This is a genomic window from Methylocystis rosea SV97, from assembly GCF_000372845.1.
Classification (GTDB): domain Bacteria; phylum Pseudomonadota; class Alphaproteobacteria; order Rhizobiales; family Beijerinckiaceae; genus Methylocystis; species Methylocystis rosea.
Window position 1 is genome coordinate 2,262,112 of the sequence record NZ_KB889963.1, and the last position, 13,688, is coordinate 2,275,799.

Sequence of the window (13,688 nt, forward strand, 5' to 3'; positions counted from 1 at the left end):
GAGCTTGCGTCTCGGATGCAACGGCGGCGCTTATCGCCGCCGTTCTAGAGGGCCGCCTCGCTTAGCTCCGACGCCGAAACAGCAGATGGTCGAGGGAGATCGCGCCGGGCCCACGGGCGATCAACACGGTGAGGATCGCCATCCAATAGGCATGGACCGTCCACCATGCATCGGGATAGACGAAGATCTGGATGACGATTGTCATCGCCAGAAGAACGAACGCCGAGAGGCGCGTCAAAAGCCCAAGGACAAGCAGCAGCGGCAGGACGAATTCGAGGCCGCTCGCCACATAGGCGGCGGCGGTCGGCGAAATCAGCGGCAATCTATATTCTTCGGCGAAGAGCGTGAAGGTTGCGCTGCGCACCGCTGTCGGGATCTGAAACGACAGATCAAGGCCGAAAATTTCGCGGCCTAGTGTTGGTCCCTCGATCTTTGTCTGACCGGAGACGAAGAACGGATGCGCGACGACGATCCGCAGAAAAAGCGCGATCAGCGAATAGGGGATCGCATCCAACCAGCGCGCGATCTTTCTTATGAAATTCATTACGTTCAAGCTCCATCAATGATCGCCGCGGCCACGCTAAAACGCGTTTTTTAAGTTCAGTGCGCGACGCTGAGGGCCACGAAGGCTCCAGTCAAGAGAAGCTCCCGCAAGCAGTCGGTCAGTTTAAAATCCGCCGCGACGGCGGTCGCCGCATTCACGGCTTCGCCGAATGTTCCTCCGCTCCTAAGCGCATCGACGAAGGCCGATCCGCCGGCGGGAAGAGCCGCCACCTTGATCGCCAGCTCGGGCCGAACGACAAGCGCCTCTTCGCCGTGGTCCAGCTCCACTGGCGTCATCTCGTCGTCCGACATGTGCCGCCGCCAGATCGAAACGATCGGATACGCGGACGCCACGACCTGCGTCGAGGGATGCAGGGCAGCCGTTGCGCTCTCCAGTCGATCGAGCGGTACGGCCCGGATCAAATCCAACGACAGCGGCGCGGCGTCCGCGGCGTGATAGGCTTGGCCGACGGCATATTCGAGCCGCGCGACGTCCGGAAGGTAAGGAAGTTCGCGCGCCGGCGCGAAATCCGAGACGAATGTCGCGAACTCGTCGCCATATTCGAAAAGCATCGGCGTGCGCGGAAGGCGTTCGCGCACATAGCATTGCGCCATAGCGCGAAAAAATTCATCGCCGACCAACTGCAAGCAAATTGGAAAGCGCTCCGCCAGCGCGTCGACCAGTCCGACGCACACATTGTTGCGATAGACCGCCAAACGTCGCTCCGGCGGAAAGCCGCCGGGGGTTTCGAGTTCGTTGGGCGGCGGCAGCTCCGGGTCGAGCAGCGTGCGGACAAATGCGCCTTGATCGAAGTCAGCCGAGGTCGTCATGAAGCGCCTCCGATCTCAGCCTGTCTTTGACAGCACGCCGCCGCCTTTCAAGGCGCATCTCCGCTTGCGTGGCCTGCGCGGAGAGGGTCGGCCAGGAGGGAACGTCATTGTCCCATTCGATCAGCGTCGCGACCGGTCCGCGTCGCGCCAGCGCGCGGTCATAGAGGCGCCAAACCGCGTCAGGGATGGGCGCGCAATGCGCGTCGATCAGCAGAGGGTCGCCAATCTCGTCGACATCCTCGGCATATCCGGCAAGATGAATCTCTTCGACAAAGGACATCGGGAAGGCGTCGATATAGTCCTCCGCCGAATAGGCGAGGTTCGTTGCGCTGACATAGACGTTGGTCACGTCGAGCAGCAGCCGGCAATCCGTGCGGCGCACGACTTCGCGCAGGAACTCGATCTCCGAATACTCCGAGGATCGGAACAGCAGATAGGCCGCTGGGTTTTCGAGGAGGATCGGCCTGCCGAGCGCCTCCTGGATTTCATCCACATGAGCGACGACATGCGCCAATGTCGTCGCGTTATAGGGCAGGGGCAGCAGGTCGTTGAGAAAGCGCCTTCCCTGCGTCGACCAGGCGAGATGTTCGGAGAACGCGGCTGGATCGTACTGCTCGACAAGACTCTTCACGCGGCGAAGATGCTCGCGATCGAGAGGTTCGGCGCCGCCGACGGACAGGCCGACGCCATGGATCGAGAGGGGCCAATCTCGGCGCAAACGCATAAGCTGCGCGTGCGGAGTTCCGCCGGCGCCCATGTAGTTCTCGGCGTGGATTTCGAAAAAACCGATATCGCGCGCCGAGGCTTCGATGTCGGCGAGATGCACGCTCTTGAAACCGACTCCAGCGCGGGCGGGCAGCGAGGAAGCTGCGCGCGCGCGGCGATGTTCGGGGGCGGAATGCGTGCCCATGCCGGGGCCTCAGTGCGAAATCGGCTCGAGGCTGCCCTTGCCCTTGGGCGTCACGATAGACGTGCACGTGCCCTTCGGGACATATTTCCATGCGTCGCCTTGATAATTGGTCTTTGAGGTTCCTGCGCAGCTGGTTCCCGGGCCCGCCGCGCAATCATTCTTGCCCTTCAAGGAAACGCCGAAGCACTTTTCTTGGTCGTTCGCGGCCTTAGCCGTTTCCGCCAGAGCGACGGCCGTCGCGAAGGCGCCCGCGATCGCAAAGGCGGCGCAAAGCTTCTTGTCTGACATTCTGATCTCCCTCTGCTTGCGTCCGATTCATCCATTAAACGGCGATCGGTTGAAATCTGACGTATTCGGCGTGCAATTCAAGACGACCGTTCGCCGCTCAAGGGTCAATTTCGTCGCGACGGCTTCAAAGGTTACAGCCGAAGGCGTTCATCGAAAACCGCGAAAAAGTCGAGTCGGGTGAGATGGCGCGCGGACGCTTGATGGATTAGAACTGCCGTATCCGCTGATGCGCGCTGCGCGGAGTCCAATCGGAAGCGGCGGAGCGAGCGACGCAAATTCGCAGTGGACATGAGCGAATTGAGCGATACGTCGAACGACCGGGAAAGCCGCTGGCGCGCGCTCATGGCGTCGGCGCAGGACGGCGATCATGCCGCGTATGGCGAGCTCTTGTCTGATCTCTTTCCCGTTTTGCGCCGGTTCGTCGTGCGAAGGTGGCCGAATGCGCATGACACGGAAGACGTGGTTCAGGAAATCCTCGTGTCCATTCACACGGTGCGCCAGACCTATGATCGCGAGCGTCCGTTTACGCCCTGGCTGATGACCATCGCGGCGCGGCGCGTCGCCGACGCCGCGCGAAGTCGATACGCACGAGGCGCCAACGAAACGACGGTCGATATCTTGCCTGAAACCTTTGACGGCGACGGCGCGAAATCCGAACAAGAGACGAGGGACGATCGCGAGGCGCTTCGCCGAGCCATGGCGATCCTGCCGGCTGGCCAGCGCCAGGCGATTGAACTGATCAAGATCCAAGGTCTTTCGCTGGACGAAGCGTCTCAGGTCACGGGGAAGAGCGTTGGTTCGCTGAAAGTCGGAATCCATAGAGCCATCAAAGCGATGCGACAGGCCCTGGAGCGGATTGGCTAGCGAATGTTGAACCAAGACCTGATCAAAGCCCTGACCGACAATTGCGCGCCGATACGCCCGCTCCCGCATCCTGCCTGGCGCGCGCTCGTTTGGTTCGCGGTTTCGCTTTGTTATGTCGCGATCGTGGTGGCGGTCATGGGGGTGAGGCCCGACTTTGTCGCCAAGATCGCCGACCCGCAGTTTGCGACGGAATTGGCTGCGGCGTTCCTGACGAGCGTCGTCGCAGCAGCTGGGGCCTTCAGCGCCGGCTGTCCGGCGCGCCCGATCTGGGAGCGGCTCGCCGCCGGATTGTTCTTCTTGCTCTGGGCAGGCGCGCTCGCCGTTGGATGCTGGAGGGACGTTGACGCCTTCGGCGTGTCCGGTCTCCTCTCGCATTCAGACATTTATTGCCTGCCCACCATTCTCGCCATCAGCATCCCGGCGGCGGTTTTGATCCTGTCGATGGTCAAGCGCGGCGCGCCCATTGCGCCATTCGTGACGATTGGACTTGCCGCGCTCGCATCGACGGCCTTGGCGGCGGCGGCGCTACGTCTGTCCTTCAGACAGGACGCGGCAGTGTCGGTCTGCATCTGGCAGTTCGGTTCCGTCGTCCTGCTAACGGGAATCGCCTCGCTGTTCGGCCGGGCGCTGCTGCACTGGACCATGCGCGACGAGTTGATCGCCTCTTTTCAAGCGCATCGCCGCTGACGACGGCTCATCTCGGCTAAGAAAATCGACCGCCGGCGCGGAACGGACGAAGAAGGCGCATCCGTCCGCGCCGCACGGCTTACATCTCGGCGATCTTGCCGCCCTTCGCCTCGCAAGCCGCTGCTGATTTTTCAGGCACCCGCCCCTGACCCTTGCATGAGTTCATGCCCTTGCAGGCGTTGTTCGCAGTCTTGCAGGCGCTGGTTCCCTTGCATGAATTGATTCCGGCGCAATGGACAGACTTGCTCATTTTTTTGGCAAGCGCGGGCGCCGGCGCCGCGCCGCTCAGAACGAGGGCGATCGCCGCAGCGGCCATTGAGGCGCCCGAAACACTTTTGACGTTCATTTCCATCTCCTTGAAAAATCAGCTCGCAGGACGAGCGTTCCAGGTTCACGGGGAACCTGCGGACGCTATTCGTCGCGGCTACGAATAAGGTTACAGCGCGGCGCCTTCGAGGAGCGGGAGTCGCTCCTGACTTTGGCCTCTTTTGCGGCCGCGCGGGCAAGAGCGACGCGCCCGCTCCGCCCTTCGTCTTTGAAAAGTCGATCGTGAAAAACTTCTGCAGTATCGCGGAGTTGATCGATGGGAGATCACGCGTGATCAGCTGGGCGGGGAGAAGTTTAGTGACAGGCATCTACTTTGCTGTGACGATTAGTCTGACTCTGGGATCAGTTCCGCAGGCGAGAAAAATTTGGAGACGCCGTGTATCCACCGCTCCGCGGCTTTTTGCGCCGCTGCCATGATCAGTTCGCCGTCGACGATTCCGGCGCGGTCGCCAATTACATTCCGGAATTGACGAGGGCGAACCCAGCGCATTTCGGCGTCAGCCTCGCAACGATCGACGGCCATGTCTATGAGGTCGGCGACAGTTCCACGCCTTTTACGATCCAGTCGATATCGAAGGCCTTTGTATTCGCGCTCGCACTCGAAACGCTTGGCCACGAGCGCGTCGAGTCGGTGATCGGCGTCGAGCCTAGTGGCGACGCTTTCAATTCGATTCGACTGACGGGTGACAACAAGCCGTTCAATCCCATGGTCAATGCTGGAGCGATCGCCTGTTCCGGTTTGATCCATCAGCAAGAAGGCGACGGCGCTTTTGACCTCATCCATCGGACGCTGGGCCGCTTCGCCGGACGCGAACTCGACGTCGACGAAGCGGTGTTCGCCTCGGAACGTGCGACCGGCGACAGGAATCGCGCTATCGCCTGGCTGCTTCGCAATTATTCCGTGCTTGGCGACGACGTCGACGCCGTTCTGGACGTCTATTTTCGTCAATGCGCCGTGCTCGTCACCGCGCGCGATTTGGCGGTGATGGCGGCGACGTTGGCCAACTGCGGCCGCAACCCGCTCACCGGCGAGCAAATCATTTCCTCTTACGTCGTGGCGCGCACGCTCTCGGTGATGACGAGCTCCGGCATGTACGACTATGCCGGCGAGTGGATCTATCGGGTGGGAATTCCCGCAAAGAGCGGGGTCGGCGGCGGAATCATCGCCGCCCTTCCGGCGCAACTGGGGCTCGGCACCTTTTCGCCCCGGCTCGACAGTCATGGCAACAGCGTCCGCGGTCTAAAAGTCTGCGAGGCGCTATCGGCGCATTTTGGATTGCATGTGCTCAATCGCAGCGACGATGTGCGCACCTGCATCATTAGCGACTACAACGCAGCCGGTGTTTCCTCGCGCCGCAACCGACAGAATTTCGAGCTGGCGATTCTTCAAGAGCGCGCAAGCGACATTCGGGTGATCGAACTCGTCGGCGCGCTCTCATTCGCCGCAATGGACTACGTCTCGCGCAGGCTGGATGGCGAAGGGCCGCCAGGCGAGCTGCTGATTTTGGACTTTCGACGCGTTCCGAGCGCGACGACCGCCGCTGCGCGACTCCTGGCGGAGACGCTCGCTGGCCTCGCCGCTCGCGGCGTCACCCTCATCGTCGCAGGCTTTGAAAAAACGTCGCAGCTCTGGCAGGCGATACACGCAGAGCGCAACGTTTTGCCAAAACTGCGTCATTTTTCGCTGCTCGACGACGCAATCGAATGGGCCGAAGATCAGGTGATCTATCGCTATGGCGGCTTTGAAGGCTTGGCCAAGAGGACCCATCTCAGCGAGCAGGCGCTGCTCGCTGGGCTGTGTTCGGTTGAAATAGACCACATCGCGGCGATCGGGCTCGCGCGTGCTTTCAAAACCGGCGAGCGGATCATCGCCGCCGGAGATCCCGCAGCCTCGCTGTTCTTTCTGCAAAGCGGCATGGTCAGCGTGAAATTGCGCAGCGGCGCGCGATTGGCGTCGATTTCGCCAGGCATGGTGTTCGGCGAGATGGCGCTCATCGAACGCGAGCGCAGCGCAGACGTGTGGGCCGACACGGCGGTGCAGTGCCTTGAATTGCCGCTGAGCGCTTATGCTTCGTTCCGCAAGAGCCATCCAGCAAGCGGAGAGCTGATCATGCGAAATCTTGCAGCGCTATTGGCGCGGCGTCTGGTGCTTGCCAACGCCAAAGTCGACCTGCTCAGCGCCTATTGACGTGCGGAAAGCGTCTGACGCCGCAATACTACGCCGCGCTCTTAGGCGTCATGTTTGGGGCCGTGGCCGCCTGCAGGAGCATCGCGCTCGTCTCGTCAGCCGAGAATACTCTGGTGAGCCGATTGCGGCTCAGATGCCCTGCGGCGACGTCCGCGATCTCAATAGCCGCAGCCGTGGTTTCATCGGGCGCTTCGAAGAGTGCAAATCCGTCATATTCTGCGCCGGGCGTGTAATATAATCCGATGAGGCGGCCGCCGAAGTGCCTGAGAAGCGCTTCTGAAGCCGCGGCGCGATCCTGCGGCGCCTTGATGAGGGTCGCCCAAGCGGCAGGAGAATAGGCAAACTGCGCCAGGAACAAGGGCATGTTATTAGCTCCTCCGTCCGGAGGCGGTAGTTTGCGCGTTTTAGCAAAGCTTGGCAATGCGGGCGGGCGAGGCGCTGCGGAGCACGATTTGCCTTCTGGTAGCGCTGCCCTTACGTCGTCTGCGTTATGCGCCGGTCAAGAATGGCCGGTTTAACGCGAACGTTAAAACCGGAGGTGAGATGCTGTTGGCTTTTGTGGCGGCGCGCGGCGGCGATGGTCACGGGAGAGTCGCAAGCGCATTGTTTAAAACGCTCGCGGCATTGGTGTTTCTGGCCCAATCAGTGGGCGCGCGCGCAGAGGGTCCTGCCCCCGAAGTGGTGGTCTCCCACCCGCTCGCCAGGACGATTCCGCGCTGGGACGAATATACGGGTCGCTTCGAGGCCTTAAAGCAGGTCGAGGTGCGCGCCCGCGTCTCCGGCGCTTTGGAGAAGATCAATTTCACCGATGGGCAGTTCGTCAAAGCCGGCGACGTCCTCTTCGTCATCGATCAGCGGCCGTATCAGATCGCGGTCGACAGCGCGCGTGCGGAACTCACTCGAGCGCAGGCGCAAGCCGTGGCGTCGACCCGCGATTATGCCCGCGCTCAGGAGATGACGCAGGGTCGCACGATTACCGCGCGCGACGTCGATCAGCGCAAAGCGAGCAATGATATCGCCAGGGCGCAGGTTTTGAGCGCCGAAGCCGCGCTTCGCAACGCGGAACTCAATCTGGAATGGACGCAGGTCCGCGCGCCGATCGCCGGGCGCGTGTCGGACCGTCGCGTCGATTCGGGCAATCTCGTTCAGGGCGGACAGGCGGATGCGACGTTGCTCACGACGATCGTGACGCTCGATCCGATTCACTTCATCTTCGACGCCTCGGAGGCCGACTACATTCGCTATGCGCGCTCAGCGGAGCGTCCGAAAGAGACCTCGCGCGAGTTCAAAAATCGCGTTTCGGTGCGGCTTGCTGACGAGACCGAGTGGACTCGCAGCGGCGTCATGGACTTCATGGATAATCAGCTGAATCGGCGGTCCGGCACGATCCGAGGCCGAGCCGTCTTCGACAACAAGGACTATTTTCTGACGCCCGGCACCTTCGGGCGCCTGCGCCTGTTCGGCGGCGACGTCTCCGCGCTGCTCATTCCCGACGCTTCCGTCGTCTCCGATCAGACGAGCAAGACCGTGCTTATCGTGTCCGACGACAATAAGGTCGTCGCCAAATCGGTGAGTCTTGGCCCCATTCACAACGGTTTGCGCGTGATCCAATCCGGGCTCGACGCGAAGGATCGGATCGTGATCGGCGGGCTCGCAAATCCCATGGTTCGATCCGGCGCGACCGTTCAGCCCAAGGAAGGCGAGATCAAGGAAGCGCCTGTCGCGGTCAGCGACCGATAGACGTCGAGATCAGGAACGCTATGCGCATTTCGCACTTCTTCATCGAGCGGCCGATCTTTGCGGCGGTGCTTTCCGTGCTTCTGACGCTTGCGGGAGCGATTGCGCAAGGCTCGCTTCCCGTCTCCGAATATCCGGAAATCGCGCCGCCGACAGTGAATATCAGCGCAACCTATCCCGGCGCGTCGGCGGACGTAATCGCCGAGACCGTGGCCTCGCCCATCGAGCAGGAGGTCAATGGCGTCGACGACATGCTCTACATCACGTCGCAATCGACAGGCGACGGACGCGTGTCGATCGACGTCGTATTCAAGCCGGGCGTCAACATCGATCTCGCACAGGTGCTCGTTCAGAACCGCGTCGCCATCGCCAACCCGCGCTTGCCGGAGGAGGTGACGCGTTTCGGCGTCGTGGTGAAGAAGGCCTCGCCGGATCTGATGATGGTCGTCCATCTGCTGTCGCCGGACGGCTCGCGCGACCAGCAATATATTTCGAACTACGCGACGCTCTACGTGAAGGACGCCATCGCCCGAATCGACGGGGTCGGCGACGCGCGCCTCTTTGGCGCGAGAGACTATTCGATGCGCGTCTGGCTCGATCCGGCGAAAGTCGAGGCGCGCGATCTGACGGCGGGCGACGTCATCGCCGCGCTGCGCGGCGCCAATCTGCAAGTCGCCGCGGGCGCGGTCAATCAGCCGCCAGCGGCCTCGGCGGGCGCTTTCCAGCTTTCGGTGCAGACCCTCGGACGGCTTAGCACGCCGGAGCAATTCGGCGACATCGTCATCCGCGCCGACGCCGACGGCCAGATTTATCTGCGCGACATCGCGCGCATCGAATTCGGCGCGCAGGACTATACGCTCAACGCCTATCTCAACCACGACGTTGCGACGGCTCTGGGCATCTTTCAGCGTCCCGGCTCGAACGCCTTGCAGACGGCCGAAGCCGTCAAGCAGGAGATGGAGCGGCTCAAGAAGAATTTCCCCGCCGGCGTCGATTACACGGTTGTCTACAACCCCACCGAATTCATCCAGCAGTCGGTGGACGAAGTCGTCCATACGCTGCTCGAGGCGATCGTTCTCGTCGTTCTCGTCGTCATCCTGTTCCTGCAGACGTGGCGCGCGGCGATCATTCCGGTGGCGGCGATCCCGGTGTCGCTGATCGGCAGCTTCGCCGTGATGAAAGCCGCCGGCCTCAGCTTCAACACGCTCTCGCTCTTCGGTCTGGTGCTCGCCATCGGCATCGTCGTCGACGACGCGATCGTCGTCGTGGAGAATGTCGAGCGCTATCTCGCGCAAGGGCTCTCGCCCAAGGAAGCTGCGCACAAGACGATGGATGAAGTCGGCGGGGCGCTGATCGCGATTGCGCTCGTGCTCTGCGGCGTGTTCATCCCCACGGCCTTCATCAGCGGCTTGCAGGGCGCCTTCTATAAGCAGTTCGCCATCACCATCGCGAGCGCCACGCTGATCTCAGCGTTCGTTTCGCTGACCCTGTCGCCGGCGCTGGCGTCGATGTTGTTGAAGCCGCATGATGTGGAGGAGGAGGAGAAGACGCATCGGCTGAGCTGGGCGCATGCGCCGCTGCGGCGCTTCTTCGACGCCTTTAACGCCGCGTTCGACAGGGTGTCGACGGCATATGGCGCGGCGACGGGCCGTCTCGTGCGGCTTGGCGTCGTCATGCTCGCCGTCTATGCGATCCTCATCTTTTTCGCCTTCGATCTGCTGCGCCGAACGCCGACCGGTCTCATACCGCAACTCGATCGCGGCTATGTGATCGCCGCTTTCCAATTGCCGCCGGGGGCGACGCTCGATCGCACGGACAAGGTCATGCGTGCGGCGACCGACATTATTTTGAAGCGCGCGGGCGTCAAGGACGCTGTCGTTTTCACCGGCTTTGATGGCGCGACATTCACCAATGCTCCGAACACGGGCGTGATCTTCGTCACGCTGGAGGCCTTCGAGGAACGTGCAAAGAAGGGGCTGTCCTCGGCGCAGATTCAAGCCGACCTTTACGGCCAGCTGTCCAAGCTGAACGACGCCTTCGTCTTCGTGCTGGCGCCGGCTTCGGTGCCCGGAATCGGCACCGGCGGCGGCCTCAAGGGCTATGTGCAGGATCGCGCCGGGCGCGGACTTCCCGCGCTTGAAAACGCGACGTGGACGCTTGCCGGCGCGGCTGGGCAGTCGGGAGAATTCACTCAGGCGTTCACGCTGTTCAACACGCGCACGCCGCAGATCTTCGCCGACGTCGATCGCACGAAGGCCGAGCTCATCGGCGTGCCGATCTCGCGCGTTTTCGAGACGCTCTCGGTCTATCTTGGCTCGACCTTCGTCAACGACTTCAATGTCCTTGGACGCACCTACCGCGTCATGGCGCAGGCGGATGATCCCTTTCGCCTGACGCTGCGCGATATCGCCAATCTGAAGACTCGCAGCGCCTCGGGCGCGATGGCGCCGATCGGCGCCGTCGCCACCTTCCGCGACACGACGGGGGCGTTCCGCGTGCCGCGCTACAATCTCTATCCGGCCGCCGAGGTGCAGCTCAATCTCGCGCGCGGCGTCTCCTCCGGCCAGGGCATCGCGGCGGTCGAGAAGCTCGCGGCGGAGAAGCTGCCGCAAGGATTCGGCTTCGAATGGACTGAAATCGCCCTGCAGGAGAAGCTTGCCGGAAACACCGCCGCCATTGCGTTTGGCCTTGCGGTGGTTTTCGTCTTTCTGCTGCTCGCTGCGCTTTATGAGAGCCTGCTCCTGCCGGTTTCGGTGATCCTCATCGTGCCGATGTGCATTCTCGCGGCGATGCTCGGGGTCGTCTCAAGGGGGCTCGATCGCAACATATTGGTCGAGATCGGGCTCGTCGTGCTGATCGGCCTCGCGGCGAAGAACGCCATCCTCATCGTCGAATTCGCCAAGCAGGCGGAAGACGCCGGCCAATCCAAATTCGACGCCGCCGTCACCGCGGCCCGCACGCGTCTTAGGCCCATTCTGATGACCTCGCTGGCGTTCATTCTCGGCGTGCTGCCGCTCGCCATCGCCGAGGGCGCGGGCGCCGAGATGCGCCAGTCGATCGGCACCGCCGTGTTCTTCGGCATGCTCGGCGTGACGCTGTTCGGCCTCGCGTTCACGCCGACCTTCTATGTGGTCGTGCGCATTTTCGCGCGGTATTTCCAGTCGGGGAGCGCCCGCGAGTCCACGCCGGCGGCTGCAAGTTCGGACGGGAGTTTCGCGCAAGAGATCGGCTTGCACGAAGCAAAAAAGATTGATCTGGGCCGAGCCAAGAGGTGGCTCGACGACCTTCGGCGCAGACTTCAATGATCAAGCGCGGGCGCAAAAGGCCACGCCTGGCGCAGACTTAACGGAAATGTTCTTCGCGCAGCTTCGTGCTCTGCGTGGGGCCGAACTCACGGCGGCAGGCGGGGCTCAGTCGCGCCACGTTGTCGCTTAGGCAGGATTCGATCTCTTCGACGAAAGGAATGTCGGAGCTGCAGAATCTCAGGGCGTCGCCCATGCAGTCGGAGCGTTCCTGTGACGTGCCCTGAGCGGAGGCAGAGGTCGCGGCGGCGAACGCCAAGAGAAACGGGAAGAGAAACGAAAACGGAATGAGCTTACGCATGTTGATCCTTTCACACCGATGCGTTCCAGTAATGCGCAGAACTTAGCGTAGAACCGTTCTTGAGAAAAGCAAAGCGGGTTCAACTAAGCTTTTCTTGTTCATCGTAACTTCGCGATGGCGCTGGGATTTGCTCGGCAAGGGCGGCGCGGGTGAGACGCAAGAGGTCGTCGAGCGAGGGATTGGACAGGGCGTCGCCTGACGGTTCGAAACGCACGACCGGATCACGCGTGCAGAGCCGCAGACAGTCGCGCGTCGTAATGATGAGACGGCCGGAAGCCAGTTCCTGAGACAAGGCCTGGGCAAAAGACGTCTCGACCGACGCGAGCAGCCTGCGGCCTTTCCCTTCGGCGTCGCAGCGCGGGCCGACGCAGACGAGGAGACGAACGGGGGGAGCGTTCACGGCGCTCAATAGATTGGGTGTTGCGCGCAAAGCGCCGCGACGTCTTTGCGGACAGTTTCGATCAGCGCGTCATCGCTCGGGTTTTTCAGCACCCGGTCGATCCATCCCGCGATCGCTTCGAATTCGGCGACGCCGAAGCCGCGCGTCGTGCCGGCGTTGCTCGAAAGGCGCAGGCCCGACGGCGATTCAGGCGGACGCGGATCGAAGGGGATCATATTCTTGTTGACGGCGAGGCCGGCGCGCTCCAGCGCCTTGGCGGCGACATCGCCAGTCAAACCACGCGCGGCAAGATCGACGAGCATCAGTCCCATATCGGTGTCGCCGGTGACGATGCGCAGGCCGGCGTCTGCGAGCGCGCGCGCCAGCGCCCGCGCATTGTCGATCACCGCGCGGTTGTAGGCCGTAAATTCCGGCCGCAAGGCTTCGCCAAGGCACGCCGCCTTGCCGGCGACGCCATGCAGCAGCACCGAGCCTTGCACGCCGGGGAATATGCCGGCGTTGATCCGGCCGCTCAGGCTTTCGTCGTTCCACAGCGCCATGCCGCCGCGCGCGCCGCGCAGCGATTTGTATGTCGTGGTCGTCACGACATGCGCATGGGGCAGGGGATCGGGATAGAGGCCGGTCGCGACAAGACCGGCGAAATGCGCCATGTCGACGAGGAGATAGGCGCCGACCTCGTCGGCGATCGCGCGCATTTCAGCGAAGTCGATTGCGCGCGCATAGGAAGAGCCGCCGGCGATGACCATGCGCGGTCGTTCGCGGCGCGCGAGGTCGCGCATTTCATCGAGGTCGATGCGTTCGGACTCGCGGCTGACGCCATAGGAGACGATTTTATAATCGCGCCCGGTCAGCGTCGCCGGATGGCCATGGCTGATGTGGCCGCCGGCGGCGACATTCATCGAGAGGATCGCATCGCCGAGTTTCAGGAGGCCGAGAAACACGCCGGCGTTGGCGTTGGAGCCCGAGTGCGGCTGCACATTGGCGAAGCGACAGTTGAAAAGTTTCTTCGCACGTTCGATCGCGAGCGCTTCGATCGCGTCGGCGAATTGCGCGCCGCCATAGTAGCGCGCAAAGGGCAGGCCCTCGACGGTCTTATTGGTGAGAATCGAGCCCTGCGCCTCCAGCACGAGCCGCGAAACGATGTTTTCGGAGGCGATGAGCTCGATGCCGTCCCGCTGCCGCCGCAACTCGCCGGCGATGGCCGAGGCGAGTTCAGGATCGGCGGAGAGGCCGAGATCTAAGTGTGGGCTATGCGCCGTCATGATTGCTCAGTTCCGTGGCGCCGATACCACTCTCGATCAAATTAAACG

General features: G+C 62.4%; 14 protein-coding genes. 5 read left to right on the top strand and 9 right to left on the bottom strand.

Annotation, left to right across the window (positions count from 1 at the left end; translation table 11 throughout):
• Positions 1-61: 61 nt before the first annotated feature.
• Genes A3OO_RS0111905 through A3OO_RS0111920 form a run of 4 tightly spaced genes read right to left on the bottom strand, consistent with a single transcriptional unit; the run spans position 62 to position 2,572 of the window.
• The gene (locus tag A3OO_RS0111905) at positions 62-544 is read right to left on the bottom strand and encodes a DoxX family protein (RefSeq protein WP_018408072.1); all 483 of its coding nucleotides are present in this window, start codon (positions 542-544) and stop codon (positions 62-64) included.
• A gap of 56 nt (positions 545-600) precedes the next feature.
• Complete coding sequence (locus tag A3OO_RS0111910; RefSeq protein WP_018408073.1) at positions 601-1,374, bottom strand: HvfC/BufC N-terminal domain-containing protein; 774 nt, start codon at positions 1,372-1,374, stop codon at positions 601-603.
• On the bottom strand, positions 1,358-2,284 hold the full coding sequence (gene bufB / locus A3OO_RS0111915; RefSeq protein ID WP_018408074.1) for an MNIO family bufferin maturase: 927 nt from the start codon (positions 2,282-2,284) through the stop codon (positions 1,358-1,360). Before bufB ends, A3OO_RS0111910 begins: the two co-directional genes overlap by 17 nt.
• A 9-nt stretch (positions 2,285-2,293) precedes the next feature.
• Complete coding sequence (locus tag A3OO_RS0111920; RefSeq protein WP_014893121.1) at positions 2,294-2,572, bottom strand: BufA1 family periplasmic bufferin-type metallophore; 279 nt, start codon at positions 2,570-2,572, stop codon at positions 2,294-2,296.
• Between the two features lie 288 nt (positions 2,573-2,860).
• On the opposite strand from A3OO_RS0111920, the gene A3OO_RS0111930 reads away from it, so the two are divergent.
• Both A3OO_RS0111930 and A3OO_RS0111935 read left to right on the top strand, forming a co-directional pair.
• On the top strand, positions 2,861-3,436 hold the full coding sequence (locus tag A3OO_RS0111930) for a sigma-70 family RNA polymerase sigma factor (RefSeq protein WP_026222920.1): 576 nt from the start codon (positions 2,861-2,863) through the stop codon (positions 3,434-3,436).
• 3 nt (positions 3,437-3,439) lie between these two features.
• Positions 3,440-4,123, top strand: coding sequence for an NrsF family protein (locus tag A3OO_RS0111935; protein ID WP_018408077.1), 684 nt, complete (start codon positions 3,440-3,442; stop codon positions 4,121-4,123).
• A 79-nt stretch (positions 4,124-4,202) separates the two neighbouring features.
• Here A3OO_RS0111935 and bufA2 read toward each other — a convergent pair whose 3' ends face one another.
• Positions 4,203-4,469, bottom strand: a complete 267-nt coding sequence (bufA2, locus tag A3OO_RS24790) for a BufA2 family periplasmic bufferin-type metallophore (RefSeq protein ID WP_026222921.1) — start codon at positions 4,467-4,469, stop codon at positions 4,203-4,205.
• A 357-nt stretch (positions 4,470-4,826) separates the two neighbouring features.
• Here bufA2 and glsA point away from each other — a divergent pair, with 357 nt between their 5' ends.
• A complete protein-coding gene (glsA, locus tag A3OO_RS0111945; RefSeq protein WP_018408079.1) occupies positions 4,827-6,638 on the top strand; it encodes a glutaminase A in 1,812 nt (603 codons plus the stop codon).
• Positions 6,639-6,666: 28 nt separating this feature from the next.
• Here glsA and A3OO_RS0111950 read toward each other — a convergent pair whose 3' ends face one another.
• Complete coding sequence (locus A3OO_RS0111950) at positions 6,667-7,002, bottom strand: GYD domain-containing protein (protein WP_018408080.1); 336 nt, start codon at positions 7,000-7,002, stop codon at positions 6,667-6,669.
• A gap of 179 nt (positions 7,003-7,181) precedes the next feature.
• Here A3OO_RS0111950 and A3OO_RS0111955 point away from each other — a divergent pair, with 179 nt between their 5' ends.
• Together A3OO_RS0111955 and A3OO_RS0111960 are read left to right on the top strand one after the other, a co-directional pair.
• Positions 7,182-8,378 carry an efflux RND transporter periplasmic adaptor subunit gene (locus tag A3OO_RS0111955; RefSeq protein ID WP_040573854.1) on the top strand — a complete coding sequence of 399 codons (1,197 nt, stop codon included), beginning with the start codon at positions 7,182-7,184 and terminating at the stop codon, positions 8,376-8,378.
• Between the two features lie 20 nt (positions 8,379-8,398).
• Positions 8,399-11,680 carry an efflux RND transporter permease subunit gene (locus tag A3OO_RS0111960; RefSeq protein ID WP_018408082.1) on the top strand — a complete coding sequence of 1,094 codons (3,282 nt, stop codon included), beginning with the start codon at positions 8,399-8,401 and terminating at the stop codon, positions 11,678-11,680.
• A gap of 37 nt (positions 11,681-11,717) precedes the next feature.
• Here A3OO_RS0111960 and A3OO_RS0111965 read toward each other — a convergent pair whose 3' ends face one another.
• The 3 genes from A3OO_RS0111965 to A3OO_RS0111975 form a co-directional block, all read right to left on the bottom strand.
• Entirely contained in the window at positions 11,718-11,978 is a 261-nt protein-coding gene (locus tag A3OO_RS0111965; protein ID WP_018408083.1) for a hypothetical protein, read from the bottom strand.
• 79 nt (positions 11,979-12,057) lie between these two features.
• Positions 12,058-12,378, bottom strand: coding sequence for a (2Fe-2S) ferredoxin domain-containing protein (locus A3OO_RS0111970; protein WP_245257152.1), 321 nt, complete (start codon positions 12,376-12,378; stop codon positions 12,058-12,060).
• Positions 12,379-12,383: 5 nt separating this feature from the next.
• Positions 12,384-13,640 (bottom strand): serine hydroxymethyltransferase, encoded by a 1,257-nt coding sequence (locus A3OO_RS0111975; protein ID WP_018408085.1) that lies wholly within the window; start codon positions 13,638-13,640, stop codon positions 12,384-12,386.
• Between the last annotated feature and the right edge of the window lie 48 nt (positions 13,641-13,688).

What these genes read in the sequence shown, in the direction of transcription:
- A3OO_RS0111920 (WP_014893121.1), bottom strand. Translation starts at nt 2,572, where the DNA reads ATGTCAGACAAGAAGCTTTGCGCCGCCTTTGCGATCGCGGGCGCCTTC.
- A3OO_RS0111965 (WP_018408083.1), bottom strand. Translation starts at nt 11,978, where the DNA reads ATGCGTAAGCTCATTCCGTTTTCGTTTCTCTTCCCGTTTCTCTTGGCG.
- bufB (WP_018408074.1), bottom strand. Translation starts at nt 2,284, where the DNA reads ATGGGCACGCATTCCGCCCCCGAACATCGCCGCGCGCGCGCAGCTTCC.
- A3OO_RS0111910 (WP_018408073.1), bottom strand. Translation starts at nt 1,374, where the DNA reads ATGACGACCTCGGCTGACTTCGATCAAGGCGCATTTGTCCGCACGCTG.
- A3OO_RS0111930 (WP_026222920.1), top strand. Translation starts at nt 2,861, where the DNA reads ATGAGCGAATTGAGCGATACGTCGAACGACCGGGAAAGCCGCTGGCGC.
- A3OO_RS0111905 (WP_018408072.1), bottom strand. Translation starts at nt 544, where the DNA reads ATGAATTTCATAAGAAAGATCGCGCGCTGGTTGGATGCGATCCCCTAT.
- bufA2 (WP_026222921.1), bottom strand. Translation starts at nt 4,469, where the DNA reads ATGAACGTCAAAAGTGTTTCGGGCGCCTCAATGGCCGCTGCGGCGATC.
- A3OO_RS0111950 (WP_018408080.1), bottom strand. Translation starts at nt 7,002, where the DNA reads ATGCCCTTGTTCCTGGCGCAGTTTGCCTATTCTCCTGCCGCTTGGGCG.
- A3OO_RS0111935 (WP_018408077.1), top strand. Translation starts at nt 3,440, where the DNA reads ATGTTGAACCAAGACCTGATCAAAGCCCTGACCGACAATTGCGCGCCG.
- A3OO_RS0111960 (WP_018408082.1), top strand. Translation starts at nt 8,399, where the DNA reads ATGCGCATTTCGCACTTCTTCATCGAGCGGCCGATCTTTGCGGCGGTG.
- A3OO_RS0111955 (WP_040573854.1), top strand. Translation starts at nt 7,182, where the DNA reads ATGCTGTTGGCTTTTGTGGCGGCGCGCGGCGGCGATGGTCACGGGAGA.
- A3OO_RS0111975 (WP_018408085.1), bottom strand. Translation starts at nt 13,640, where the DNA reads ATGACGGCGCATAGCCCACACTTAGATCTCGGCCTCTCCGCCGATCCT.